Raw genomic sequence first — 11,723 nt, forward strand, 5'->3', positions numbered from 1 at the left:
GACGGTGCGCGTGGTAACGACTACAGCTCCAACTCGCCTTCATCCTCGCCGTCCCAATAATGGGCGCGTTCGGCATGAACCTTGATCATGACCAGGCCGGGCGTGTCGGCGCCCTGCGCGAACCAGCGCTCCAAGTCCGGATTCCAATGCGCTTCAAAGGCGCTGCGATCGCGGATGAGGTCGGCGCGGCCCTCGACCGCGATGAACAGGGGGCGCTGCCCCAACAGGCCGCCCTTGCCATGGAAGGACAGGCCGACCCGTGGATCGCGCTCGATATCCTTCACCATCAGCGTGTCTTCGGTCGTGAAATAATAGCTGTCGCCGCCATAGGCGACGTCCTGATTGTTGCTCATCGGCCGGGCACCGATCTGTCCGTCTTCGGTATGGGTGGACAGCATCGCGAAATCGATCTGCTGCATCTTCTCTGCCAGGGTGGCGATGGTCTGCTGGGCCATGGTCGCTCTCCTCTTCTGCCCGGTTCAACGCTGACAGAGCGGATTCGGATGCGTCGGATTCGTCAGGATGAAGAAAAGAACATATAGTGAACATTAGTCCGATTCGGAGGAGGTCCGCCATGCTTGCCCGCACGCCGTCGCTCTATCGCCTGATCGTGGCGCTAAAGCCGCCGACCCACATCACGCGGCAGATCGACCATTTCGCCGAGACGCTGGCGCCCGATGCCCAGCGCATCCTGCCGGCGCACCAGCATATCACGCTGGGGATCACCGACGACTGGCCTGACTATCCCTATGCGCTGGTGAAGGCGATGCACCGCAGTTTTACCGGCATCCTGGCCGATCCGTTCGACCTGTCGCTGGATCAGTTGAGCGAGGGCGGCCGATCGGCCGCGCTACGGCCGGCGCATGCACTGCCGCCCCTCCGGGAATTGCAGCGCAAGGTGGCACTGGCGATGAAGCGGGCAGGGGTGGGCGCCCGTCCGGGCTGGAGCTTCAACCCGCACCAGACGCTCTATTATCGCGACAGTGCCCCGGCCACCCAGCGGATCAGCGGCTTTCACTGGCGGGTGGAGGATTTCGTGCTGCTATGCAGCCATGTCGGCCGCACCCATCATGAGCTGCTGGGGCGATGGCCGCTGCGCGGCAGCGGCCAATATAGCCTGTTCTGATCACGCTCAGCGCTTGCGCACGAATTCCGCGCGCAGCACGAGCCCCTTGATGCCGTCATAGCGGCAGTCGATTTCCTGCGCGTCGCCGGTCAGGCGGATCGACTTGATGAGCGTGCCGCGCTTCAGCGTCTGGCCGGCGCCCTTGACCACCAGATCCTTGATCAACGTCACCTGGTCGCCATCGGCCAGCAGATTGCCGACCGAATCGCGCACTTCCACGGCATCGCCGGCATCGGCCCTGGCGGCGGCATCAGCCGCGCTGATCCATTCGCCGCTCGCTTCGTCATAGACATAATCATCGTCGGCCATCGGCTTATCCCTGGCTTACGGATTCGAGCACGGCGGCGCGCAGTTCGGGGATGCCCATGCCCTTCTCGCTCGACGTGGCGATGATCTCGGGATGGGCGGCCGGGCGCTTGCGGATCGCATCGGCGGTGCGCTGCGTCACGGCGACCAGTTCGCTCGCCTTGATCTTGTCGCTCTTGGTCAGGACGATGCGATAGCTGACCGCCGCGCCGTCGAGCATGTCCAGCATGTCGGTGTCGACATCCTTGATGCCATGGCGGCTGTCGATCAGCACCAGCGCGCGCTTGAGCGCAGCACGTCCGCGCAGATAGTCGTTCACCAGGAACCGCCACTTCTTGACCAGATCCTTGGGCGCCTTGGCATAGCCATAGCCCGGCATGTCGACCAGGCGGAAGCGCAGCGGATCGCCGACGTCGAAGAAGTTGAGTTCCTGCGTCCGGCCCGGCGTGTTGGATGTGCGAGCCAAGCCATTGCGGTTGGTCAGCGCGTTCAGCAGCGACGATTTGCCGACATTGGAACGGCCGGCAAAGGCGACCTCGTTCACGGCCATGTCGGGCAGATAGTCGAGCGTCGGCGCGGATTTGAGGAAGCTGATCGGCCCGGAAAACAGCTTTCGGGCTTCCTCGATCAGGGCGGTGTTGTCGTCTTCTGTCATATCGAAAAAATCCCCCCCTTTCGGGGAGGATTTCCTTTTCCTTACTTGGTGGCCGTCGCGGTGTTCAGCACGGGGTGGCGCTTGTACAGCCACCATTGCTGCGCCATCGACAGGCAGTTGTTGGTGATCCAGTAGACCAGCAGGCCCGCGGCGAACGGCGCCATAATGAACATCATCATCCATGGCATGATCGCGAACACCTGCTGCTGCATCGGGTCCATCTGGGCCGGGTTCAGCTTGAACTGCAGCCACATCGAAATGCCCAGCAGCAGCGCCAGCACACCGATCGCCAGGAAGGAGGGCGGGGTGAAGGGCAGCAGGCCGAACAGGTTCAGGATGTGCAGCGGGTCGGGCGCGGACAGATCCTTGATCCACAGCACGAAGGGCTGGTGGCGCATTTCGATCGTCAGCTGCAGCACCTTGTACAGCGCGAAGAAGATCGGGATCTGGATGAAGATGGGCAGGCAGCCGGCCAGCGGATTGACCTTCTCCTGCTTGTACAGCTCCATCATCTTCTGCTGCAGCTGCTGCTTGTCGTCCTTATATTTCTCCTGCAGCGCCTTCATCTTGGGCTGCACCGCGCGCATCGCCGCCATGCTGGCGAACTGGCGCTGGGCGACCGGGAACATCAGGGCGCGGACGCAGAAGGTCAGGCAGATGATGGCGACGCCGAAATTGCCGAGCGTCTCGAACAGCCAGTGCAGCAGCGCGAAGATCGGCTGCTCGAACCAGTAGAACCAGCCCCAGTCGATCGCGCGGTCGAACAGCGGCACGCCGGCACGCTCATAGGCCTGCAGCGTCTTCACTTCCTTGGCGCCGACGAACAGCCGGTTGGTCTGGGTCATCGCCTTGCCAGGGGCCAGCATGACCGGCGCCAGCGCGATGTCGGTCTGGAACTGGGTGCCTGCACCCTTGCGCATCTGGCCGGTGAAGGCGTCCTTCTGGTCGGGGATCAGCGCCGACAGCCAATATTTGTCGGTGAAGCCGATCCAGCCGCCGGTCGACTGGAAGCTCTGGCTGGCCGGACCCTTTTCCAGATCCTTGTAGTTCACGTCATAATTGGCGGCGCCGTTGAACACGCCCATCGGGCCGACATGGATGGTCCAGGTGTCGGGATCGGCCGAGGGAGCGGCACGGCTGACATAGCCATAGGATTTGACCGCGATCGCGCCGGTGCCGCTGTTCGACACCTTCTGCGCGGCGGAAATCATGTAATTTTCGTCGATCGAATAGCGGATCTCGAAATTCTGGCCCGCGCCATTGTTCCAGCTCAGCGTAACCGGGCTGGTGGGGGTCAGTTCGGTGCCGCTGGCGGTCCAGACGGTGTTGGCGTCGGGGGTCTTGATGCCCTCGCCCTGCCAGCCGAAGCCGGCGAAATAGGCATCCTTGGTGCCGCTCGGGCTATAGAGGCGGATCGCCGGCGAATCCTTGGCGATCGTTTCCTTGTAGGTCGGCAGCACGATATCATCGATGCGCGCCCCCTTCAGGTTGATCGAGCCTATGATCTTGGGCGTGCGGATGGCGACGCGCGGCGTTTCCTTCAGCACCAGCGCACGATCGCGGATTGCGGTCGACGCGTCCTGCGCCGGGGCCTCGCCCGCCGGGGTCAGCGGGGTGGTCTTGCCGCCCTCGATCTTCGTCGCGGGCGGATTGGCCGCCGGGAAGAAATGTTCGGAGATATAGGGCCAGCCGAACAGGATCGCGGCGGTCAGCAGCACCGCCAGAATGATATTCTTCTTGTCGTCCACGCTATTCGGCTCCGCCGTCTATACTCGTCAATGTCTCAGGGGACCGGGTCATAGCCCGAACCACCCCATGGGTGGCAACGCATTAGCCGCTTGAACCCCAGCCAGCTACCCTTGATCGCACCATATTTGCCGACCGCCTGGATCGCATATTCCGAACAGGAGGGGGCATAGCGACAGGTGGGGGGGAGGATGCGGGACGGACCCAGCTGCCAGGCGCGCGCGATCAGGATCAGCAGCCGGGCAATCATCACTCCTCCCCGCTGGCGGGGAGGTGGCGCGCCGCAGGCGCGTCGGAGGGGGAGGGCCGCTTGGCGTGATTCGTCGTTGCCGGGCTCGCGCCCTTGCGGCGGGGCGGGCGGCCCTGGCCTTCGGGCCGGGTCAATATCTTGCCCAGCGCTTTTTCCAGTTCGCCGCGCAGCAGCGCGAAGTCGCGCTCCACGCCTTCGGCACGGCCGATCAGCACATGGTCGGCACCAGCCACACCATGCACAGGCAGCAGTTCGCGTGCCAGGACGCGAAAACGGCGCTTCATCCGATTGCGGATGACAGCGCCGCCTATCTTCTTGGTCACCGTGATGCCGATACGCATCGCCGGATCGCCGTCGCCGCGCTCACGCACCAGCAGGACGAATCCCGGCATGGGCGCGCGTCGGCCCCGATTCGCCGCCAGGAAATCCGCGCGCTTGCCCATGATGGCAGGCGCGGCCGGCGGCGTCAGGTCGCTCAGGCGCTCAGGCTCTTGCGGCCGCGGGCACGACGGGCGCGCATGATGTTGCGGCCACCGGGGGTCGCCATGCGAGCGCGAAAACCGTGACGGCGCTTCCGAACCAGATTGCTCGGCTGAAAAGTGCGCTTCATCGTTCATTCCTCAAACAAACTAGAGAATCAGGTATGACAAAAAAGGGCCGCCACACGGGGCGACCGCAAGTCAGGGGCCGTCCGATAGGGAAATGGGGCGGGGAAGTCAATGGCGCTGCGCCGCGCTTCCCCGCAAACCCCTGCTTGTCCCGCTCGAACCGCCGTCGGGCTTATTTCCCGCGGGCGCTCGTCACCGCGTCCTTGAGCGAATCATAGCCGACCGCGCCGTTCAGCACCTGATTGCCGATGACGAAGGTCGGGGTGCCGCTCGCCTGCAGCTTCTGGGCGAGGGCGATGTTCGACTGCAGCTCGGCATCATATTTGCTCGACGCCATCGCCGCTTCGGCATCGGCCTTGGTGATTCCGGCCTGGGTGGCGGCGCCGATGATCGATTCGCGGGTCACCTTGCCCGCGCCATAAAGTGCCTTGTGATAGGCCATGTAGCGATTGCGCTCGGCTGCCAGCAGCGACACCTTGGCCGCGTCGGAGCTTTCCTCCGACAGGATCGGCAGTTCGCGATAGACGATCTTCACCTTGGCATCGGCGCCGACCAGCTTGGCAAGGTCGGGCAGCGAGGCGCGGCAATAGCCGCAGGCATAGTCGAAAAATTCGACCACGGTGACATCGGCATTGGCCGCGCCTTCCCATGCACCGGCATAGGGCGTCTCGATCGTCTGGCGATTCGCGTCGATCGTGCCTTCCATCCGCTTGGCCTGCAGCTTTTCGATCGCCTGCGGGATGATCTCGGGATGCTCCAGGATATAGTCGTGGACGATCTTTTCGATCGCGGCCTTGTCGCCGGTGGAGACGCTGCCGGGCGCCTGCACGGCAAGGGCGGTGCCGGCGGCGCCAGCGATCAAGGCGAGGGCGCCCAGGGTCATCTGCATTTTCCTGTTGGATAGGGCCGCACGAAAGCTGGGCCGGGTCTGATCTGTCATCTTCTCTTCCGCTTCTGCTCGACGGCAGCCCGCGAGACCATCGCGATATCCTGCGCCCGCAGATAGTCAACCGTTCCGGGCTTCAAACCCTGCATCGCCGCGTCCGCGCTGCGTAGTGCCATACTGTCCTGCCCGATCATCGAAAATCGCTCGGCGCTGGCCAGCGCGGCACGGGGCGTATCGCCGCGATGCTCATAGACGACGCCCAGTTGATACCAGGCGAAGGGATTTTCGCGGTCCCGCGCGATCGCATTGCGCAGCACGGTTTCGGCCTCGGCGTAATTTTTCTCATCTTCGGTCGCGATCAGGGCATGGCCCAGCAATACCGCGATCAGCGGTTGCTGCGTCTTGGCGACGGCCTCGCGCAGCGGTGGGATCGCCTCGCCCGGTCGCCCGCTCTCCAGCAGGATCTGGCCCTTCAGCTCCAGGAAATAGGGATCATGCGGCGCCGCTGTCAGCAGCGCGTCCGCCTCGCTCAGCGCTTTCTCGGGATAGGCGCTTTTATGCCAGGCATAGGCGCGCGCATAATGGGCCGGGATCGACCGGTCGCTCTCGGGATATTTGAGCAGAGTCTGCTGCGGTTCGGACACGAATCCGATCAGCTTCGCCTTGATCCGCTCGAACCGCGCTTCCAACTGGGGATTGGGTGGCGTGTCCCAGGCCGGATCGACCGTATAGACCTCGCGCAGCACATTGATGCGCTCGCCCGACAGCGGGTGGGTGCGGCCATAGCTGTTGTCCTGCGGGATCGCGAGGCGATATTCCTGATTCTGCAGCTTCTTGAAGAATTCCAGGCTGCCCTTGCCGCTCAGATGCGCGCCGCTCAGATAGCGCGCGCCGGCAAGGTCGGCGGAGCTTTCCTGCGCGCGCGAGAAAGCCAGATATTTGGACATGCCGACCTGCTGGCCCAGGCCCATGATGCCCATGCCGGCCTCCGCGCCGCCTGCCGCGATCGCCGCTGCGCCCAGCACCAGGCTCAGCAAGGTGATGCTGGTCGCTTCCTTGATGCCGTCGGTGCGGATGACATGGCCGCCCTCGATATGGCCCAGTTCATGCGCGACCACGCCCTGCAACTGGTTCACATTGTCGGCCTGCGCGATCAGCCCGCTATGCACCCAAACATATTGGCCACCGGCGACGAAGGCGTTGATCTCCGGATCGTTGATCACCATCACCTGGACATTGCGCGGCTGCATGCCGGCCGCCTTGACCAGATCGCCCGACATGTCCGCCATGAAGGCTTCGGTCTCGGCGTCGCGCAGGATGCTCTGGGCCAGTGCTGGCCGCGCCATCAGCATCAGCGACCCCAGCAGGAGCGCGACAAGGCGCAGCCACCGCGTCATCATGCAAAGCCTTGATGGAGAAGGGGAACAGGCATTGGCCTGATTTATGCCCTTCTCGCCCTGAACATCAAGTGAAGCCACGAAAAACGCCGCCATCCGACCCCTGGGGCTGGATGGCGGCGTGTTTCATTCAGGTCTGTGTCTTGGCCTTACTGGCCGAAGGTGCGCTGCCACCAGCCACGGCGCGGTTCGCCATTCTCGTCGCTCTCCGCCTCGGCGGCGGGGTCGGCGGTGACGGCTTCGCTGGCCGGTGCAACCTCGGCCGGCGCTGCAGCGACTTCGGTCACGGCCGGTGCGGCCTCGACGGCAGCTTCCTCGGCGACCGGTTCGACCTTCTTCTTGCGGGTGCGCTTGGGCTTGGGCTTTTCGGCCACTTCCTCGGCAACCGCTTCGACGACGGGCGCTTCGGCTGCCGCAGCGGCTTCGGCCTCGACATCCGCCTTCTTCTTGCGGGTGCGCTTGGGCTTGGGCTTTTCGGCCGCTTCCTCGGCAACCGGCTCGGCGACGGGCGCTTCGGCAACGACTTCGGCCGGGGCTTCGGTCGCTTCGACAGCAGCCGGTTCGGCGGCTGCGTCCTTGGCCTTGCGGGCACGGGGGCGGCGGCGCGTCTTGGGCGCTTCCTCGGCCGGGGTTTCTTCCGGCGCCGCTTCGGCAACCGGAGCTTCCTCGGCAGGTGCGGCCGCTTCGGCTTCGATCACCGTTTCAGCGCCGTCCTCGCCAGCGGTCTCACCGGCTTCGGCACCCGCTTCGCCACCTTCGCGACGGCGACGACCGCCACGGCGGCCGCGGCGACCACGACGGCGGCTGCCGCCTTCGTCCTCGCCCTCGGCGGCCGGCTCGGCTGCCACAGCTTCGGCATCGGTCTCGACGTCGGCCGTTTCCTCGCCTTCCTCACCGTCTTCGGCGCCATTGTCTTCGCCGGTCTCGCCCTGCGCATCATCGCGCTGGCCACCACGGCGACGGCGACGGCGGCGACGGCGGCGACCGCCTTCGCGTTCCTCGCCCCGGTCACCGCGCTCGCCACGCTCCTGGCGTTCGGGGGCGGCTTCTTCCTCGATCTCTTCCTCTTCTTCCTCTTCCTCGATCACGTCGAGGTCATCCTCTTCCTCCGCGAGCGGGGCATAGGTGACGACGCGTTCGGGACGCGGACCGCTGGGCTCGACCGACATGCGGGCGCCCTCGATCTCGCCATCGGGCAGGACGACGATGCGCACGCCATAGCGCTGTTCGATCTCGTCCAGTTCGCTGCGCTTATTGTTGAGGACGTAGAAGGCGGCTTCCTGGCTGGCGCGCAGCGTGATGACGCTGCCGCGGCCACGGGCGGCCTCTTCCTCCAGCATGCGCAGCGCGCCCAGGCCCGCCGACGATGCGGTGCGGACCAGGCCCGTGCCTTCGCAATGCGGGCACTGGCGGGTCGATGCTTCCAGCACGCCGGTGCGCAGGCGCTGGCGGCTCATTTCCATCAGGCCAAAGCCCGAAATGCGGCCGACCTGGATGCGGGCGCGATCGTCCTTCAGCGCCTCCTTCATCGCCTTCTCGACCTTACGGATGTTGGAGTTCATCTCCATGTCGATGAAGTCGATGACGACCAGGCCTGCCATGTCGCGCAGGCGCAGCTGGCGGGCGATTTCGCGCGCCGCCTCCAGGTTGGTGGCGACCGCGGTCTGCTCGATGCCATGTTCGCGGGTCGACCGGCCCGAGTTGATGTCGATCGACACCAGCGCCTCGGTCGGGTTGATGACCAGATAGCCGCCGGACTTCAGCTGAACGACGGGATTGTACATCGCCGCCAGCTGGTCCTCGACGCTGGCGCGCTGGAACAGCGACACTGCGTCGGCATATTGCTTCACGCGCCGGGCATGGCTCGGCATCAGCAGCTTCATGAAGTCCTTGGCGGCCTTGTAGCCATGCTCGCCCTCGACGATCACTTCCTCGATATCCTTGTTGTAGATATCGCGGATCGCCCGCTTGATGAGGTCGCTGTCGTTATGGATCAGCTCGGGCGCGGCGGCGCGCAGCGTCTTCTCGCGAATCTCGTCCCACAGCCGCGCGAGATAGTCGAAGTCGCGCTTGATCTCGGGCTTGGTGCGCTGCAGGCCGGCGGTGCGGACGATGCAGCCCATCGACGAAGGCAGCGCCATTTCGGCGATGATCGACTTCAGCCGCTTGCGATCGGCCGCATTGCTGATCTTGCGCGAAATGCCGCCACCATGGCTGGTGTTGGGCATCAGGACGCAATAGCGACCGGCCAGCGACAAATAGGTGGTCAGCGCCGCACCCTTGTTGCCGCGCTCTTCCTTGACGACCTGCACCAGCAGCACCTGGCGGCGCTTGATGACGTCCTGGATCTTGTAGCGACGGCGCAGCGCCATGCGCTTGCGGCGCAGCTCGTCGGCTGCGTCGTCGCCCTTTTCACGCTTGCGCCGGTTGGGGCGGCCGCCTTCGTTGCTTTCGCCTTCGCTGGCTTCGGCTTCGTGGGCGCCTTCCTCATCGTCATGATGGGTCGCTTCCACGACCTCGACGCCATCGTCGCCGGCTGCGTCCTCATCCTCGTCATAGTCGGCGCGCAGCGCGGCCTCTTCCTCGGCATGTGCGCGTTCCTCGCGCAGCAGTGCCTCGCGGTCTTCGCGCGGGATCTGGTAATAGTCGGGATGGATTTCGCTGAAAGCGAGGAAGCCGTGGCGATTGCCACCATAATCGACGAAGGCCGCCTGGAGCGAAGGCTCTACGCGGGTGACCTTGGCGAGGTAGATATTGCCCTTGAGCTGCTTGTGCTCAGCGGATTCGAAGTCAAATTCCTCGATCCGGTTTCCCTTGACGACCGCGACCCGGGTTTCTTCCCGGTGGCGCGCATCGATCAGCATACGCATTGTCATTTATGTGTCTCCGGCGACGGCGGCCGCAGGCATGAAGCCGGGCCGCCGCGCGATAGTGATGGGACGGCCGTGCGCGCGCCGGGTTCGGCGCGCGAGGCGGCATCGTCCAGGTTTGAAGGAAGAATTGCGTGTCTGCTGCGTCGGCAGGGCCGGACAGTGCGCCGGGCCGGACCATCCACGCCACAGCACCCGGTATCGGGGCCAGCGTGGAAGGAAAGTCATGCCTCATGCAGCGTCAACCTGTTGCGCATCGGCTCGAGCGACAGGCGCGCGCCGATGCAAATAATCAAGATCCGCAAAGGACCTTATTGATATGGTCGGTCCTCCCGGAATTTGAAGGGGTAGCAGTCATGGACGCGGGGAGCAACGGTCCCTGAAAAGATTATGTCTTTATGATGACCTTGATCGGCCGGTCGGCGATTCATGCTGAAACCGATGTTAACCGTTTCATTTTACCCCGTCACAACAGCCGATGCTTAATCCGAAATTCAGCGTGGGGACGCTGGACGGATAGACGTCATGAAAATTGGCTGGACGGCCGATGGGCGCGCGTTGCACAAGCGGCGCATGCTCAACATAATTGCGCTGGCAACGACGATGCTGGCAGCGACCCCCGGCGATGCCGGCGGCATCGCGGCCGTGGATGTGCAGGGCGACCGCGTCACCGTTCGGTTCGACGATCGGGTGGAGGGCGCGTCCGCCTTCCTGCTCGACGGGCCGCGCCGCATCGCGCTGGATGTCGCCGGTGCGCAGGCCGGTGCCAGCCGCTATGCCGGTTCTAATGCAGCGGTCAGCGGCATTCGTCAGGGCCAGCTCAGCGACACCATGGCGCGCATCGTGCTTGACCTGACGACGCCAGCGACGCTCGGCGATCCGCAGATCGCGGCCGACGGCAAGTCACTCAGCTTCTCGCTCCAGAATGTGACCGACGGCCGGTTCCGCACCGCCGTGGGGCAGGGGCGACTGCGCTTCGACGCGCCCGCCAATATGAGCGCCCGGCCGCAAAAGCGCATTCATTCGATCACCGTGCCGATCCCGCCGGTCGCGCGCGGCGTCGATCTGCCCGCGATCGAGGGCGTGCGCGACGGATCGCGCCCGCTGGTGGTGATTGATGCCGGCCATGGCGGTCATGATCCGGGCGCCATCAACAAGGATAATGGCAAGCGCGAAAAGGATGTGACGCTGGCGATCGCGCAGGCGATCCGGGACCAGCTGGTCAAGTCCGGCCGGGTGCGCGTGGCCCTGACCCGCGGCGATGACCGCTTCCTCGTGCTGCAGGAGCGCTATGGCATCGCCCGCAAGCTGGGCGCCGATCTCTTCATATCGGTCCATGCCGATTCGGCGGAAAATGCCGACGCCCATGGCGCCACCGTCTACACCCTCTCCGAAACCGCGTCGGACCGGGAAGCGGCCCGGCTCGCCGCGCGCGAGAACAAGGCCGACGTGCTGAACGGCGTCAATCTCGGCAACCAGTCGGGCGACGTCTCCTCGATCCTCATCGATCTGACGCAGCGGGAATCGATGAACATCTCGGCCAATTTCGCGCGGCTGCTGCAGCGCGAGGCTGCGCCCTATGTGCCGTTCCGCAGCGCCTATCACCGCTTCGCCTCGCTGATGGTGCTGAAGGCCCCGGACACGCCCTCGGTCCTGTTCGAGACCGGCTATATCAGCAATGCGGATGATGCCCTTTTCCTCTCCTCGCACGAGGGGCAGCAGGCGATCGCGCGCGGTGTCGCCCGCGCCATCGACGTCCATTTCGCCCGCAAGCTCGCCATGGGCAGCGGCCGGTCGGGTGGCTGACGCGCCTATCCGCGCATCGGTGCTGGTATTGAAGGACTTTTGACCGGGATTCAGGATGTAGAGCCTGATTCAC

At 64.7% G+C, this 11,723-nt stretch carries 12 protein-coding genes; 2 read left to right on the forward strand and 10 right to left on the reverse strand.

Features of this window, described 5'->3' with window-relative positions:
• Positions 1–20: 20 nt before the first annotated feature.
• A complete protein-coding gene (locus ACUCV3_RS12080) occupies positions 21–455 on the reverse strand; it encodes a pyridoxamine 5'-phosphate oxidase family protein (RefSeq protein WP_270092091.1) in 435 nt (144 codons plus the stop codon).
• A 119-nt stretch (positions 456–574) separates the two neighbouring features.
• Between ACUCV3_RS12080 and ACUCV3_RS12085 the strand changes: the two genes are divergently transcribed.
• Positions 575–1,126 (forward strand): 2'-5' RNA ligase family protein, encoded by a 552-nt coding sequence (locus tag ACUCV3_RS12085; RefSeq protein ID WP_482240651.1) that lies wholly within the window; start codon positions 575–577, stop codon positions 1,124–1,126.
• Positions 1,127–1,132: 6 nt separating this feature from the next.
• On the opposite strand, the gene ACUCV3_RS12090 is transcribed toward ACUCV3_RS12085, so the two are convergent.
• The 9 genes from ACUCV3_RS12090 to ACUCV3_RS12130 form a co-directional block, all read right to left on the reverse strand.
• Positions 1,133–1,435 (reverse strand): alkylphosphonate utilization protein, encoded by a 303-nt coding sequence (locus tag ACUCV3_RS12090; protein WP_037507361.1) that lies wholly within the window; start codon positions 1,433–1,435, stop codon positions 1,133–1,135.
• A 4-nt stretch (positions 1,436–1,439) separates the two neighbouring features.
• Positions 1,440–2,087 (reverse strand): ribosome biogenesis GTP-binding protein YihA/YsxC, encoded by a 648-nt coding sequence (gene yihA, locus ACUCV3_RS12095; protein WP_010336896.1) that lies wholly within the window; start codon positions 2,085–2,087, stop codon positions 1,440–1,442.
• Positions 2,088–2,128: 41 nt separating this feature from the next.
• Positions 2,129–3,835: a membrane protein insertase YidC gene (gene yidC / locus ACUCV3_RS12100; protein ID WP_010336897.1), complete on the reverse strand. Its 1,707-nt coding sequence runs from the start codon at positions 3,833–3,835 to the stop codon at positions 2,129–2,131.
• Positions 3,836–3,870: 35 nt separating this feature from the next.
• Positions 3,871–4,083, reverse strand: coding sequence for a membrane protein insertion efficiency factor YidD (yidD, locus tag ACUCV3_RS12105; protein WP_004210035.1), 213 nt, complete (start codon positions 4,081–4,083; stop codon positions 3,871–3,873).
• On the reverse strand, positions 4,083–4,526 hold the full coding sequence (rnpA, locus tag ACUCV3_RS12110; protein WP_004210037.1) for a ribonuclease P protein component: 444 nt from the start codon (positions 4,524–4,526) through the stop codon (positions 4,083–4,085). The genes yidD and rnpA overlap by 1 nt, the downstream gene beginning before the upstream one ends.
• A gap of 32 nt (positions 4,527–4,558) precedes the next feature.
• The gene (rpmH, locus tag ACUCV3_RS12115) at positions 4,559–4,693 is read right to left on the reverse strand and encodes a 50S ribosomal protein L34 (protein WP_004210039.1); all 135 of its coding nucleotides are present in this window, start codon (positions 4,691–4,693) and stop codon (positions 4,559–4,561) included.
• Between the two features lie 170 nt (positions 4,694–4,863).
• Positions 4,864–5,631, reverse strand: coding sequence for a DsbA family protein (locus tag ACUCV3_RS12120; RefSeq protein ID WP_170978344.1), 768 nt, complete (start codon positions 5,629–5,631; stop codon positions 4,864–4,866).
• On the reverse strand, positions 5,628–6,974 hold the full coding sequence (locus ACUCV3_RS12125; protein ID WP_279731684.1) for a M48 family metalloprotease: 1,347 nt from the start codon (positions 6,972–6,974) through the stop codon (positions 5,628–5,630). Before ACUCV3_RS12125 ends, ACUCV3_RS12120 begins: the two co-directional genes overlap by 4 nt.
• 149 nt (positions 6,975–7,123) lie before the next feature.
• The gene (locus tag ACUCV3_RS12130) at positions 7,124–9,850 is read right to left on the reverse strand and encodes an Rne/Rng family ribonuclease (protein WP_279776192.1); all 2,727 of its coding nucleotides are present in this window, start codon (positions 9,848–9,850) and stop codon (positions 7,124–7,126) included.
• Between the two features lie 519 nt (positions 9,851–10,369).
• On the opposite strand from ACUCV3_RS12130, the gene ACUCV3_RS12135 reads away from it, so the two are divergent.
• Positions 10,370–11,650, forward strand: a complete 1,281-nt coding sequence (locus ACUCV3_RS12135; RefSeq protein WP_279728162.1) for an N-acetylmuramoyl-L-alanine amidase — start codon at positions 10,370–10,372, stop codon at positions 11,648–11,650.
• Positions 11,651–11,723 lie beyond the last annotated feature (73 nt).

The organism is Sphingobium sp. VMM (assembly GCF_056790315.1).

Bases quoted from the DNA above. Each gene is read 5' to 3' on its own strand.
- ACUCV3_RS12085 (WP_482240651.1), top strand. From the start codon at position 575: ATGCTTGCCCGCACGCCGTCGCTCTATCGCCTGATCGTGGCGCTAAAG.
- yihA (WP_010336896.1), bottom strand. From the start codon at position 2,087: ATGACAGAAGACGACAACACCGCCCTGATCGAGGAAGCCCGAAAGCTG.
- ACUCV3_RS12135 (WP_279728162.1), top strand. From the start codon at position 10,370: ATGAAAATTGGCTGGACGGCCGATGGGCGCGCGTTGCACAAGCGGCGC.
- yidD (WP_004210035.1), bottom strand. From the start codon at position 4,083: ATGATTGCCCGGCTGCTGATCCTGATCGCGCGCGCCTGGCAGCTGGGT.
- ACUCV3_RS12125 (WP_279731684.1), bottom strand. From the start codon at position 6,974: ATGACGCGGTGGCTGCGCCTTGTCGCGCTCCTGCTGGGGTCGCTGATG.
- ACUCV3_RS12130 (WP_279776192.1), bottom strand. From the start codon at position 9,850: ATGACAATGCGTATGCTGATCGATGCGCGCCACCGGGAAGAAACCCGG.
- ACUCV3_RS12120 (WP_170978344.1), bottom strand. From the start codon at position 5,631: ATGACAGATCAGACCCGGCCCAGCTTTCGTGCGGCCCTATCCAACAGG.
- ACUCV3_RS12090 (WP_037507361.1), bottom strand. From the start codon at position 1,435: ATGGCCGACGATGATTATGTCTATGACGAAGCGAGCGGCGAATGGATC.
- rnpA (WP_004210037.1), bottom strand. From the start codon at position 4,526: ATGGGCAAGCGCGCGGATTTCCTGGCGGCGAATCGGGGCCGACGCGCG.
- ACUCV3_RS12080 (WP_270092091.1), bottom strand. From the start codon at position 455: ATGGCCCAGCAGACCATCGCCACCCTGGCAGAGAAGATGCAGCAGATC.
- rpmH (WP_004210039.1), bottom strand. From the start codon at position 4,693: ATGAAGCGCACTTTTCAGCCGAGCAATCTGGTTCGGAAGCGCCGTCAC.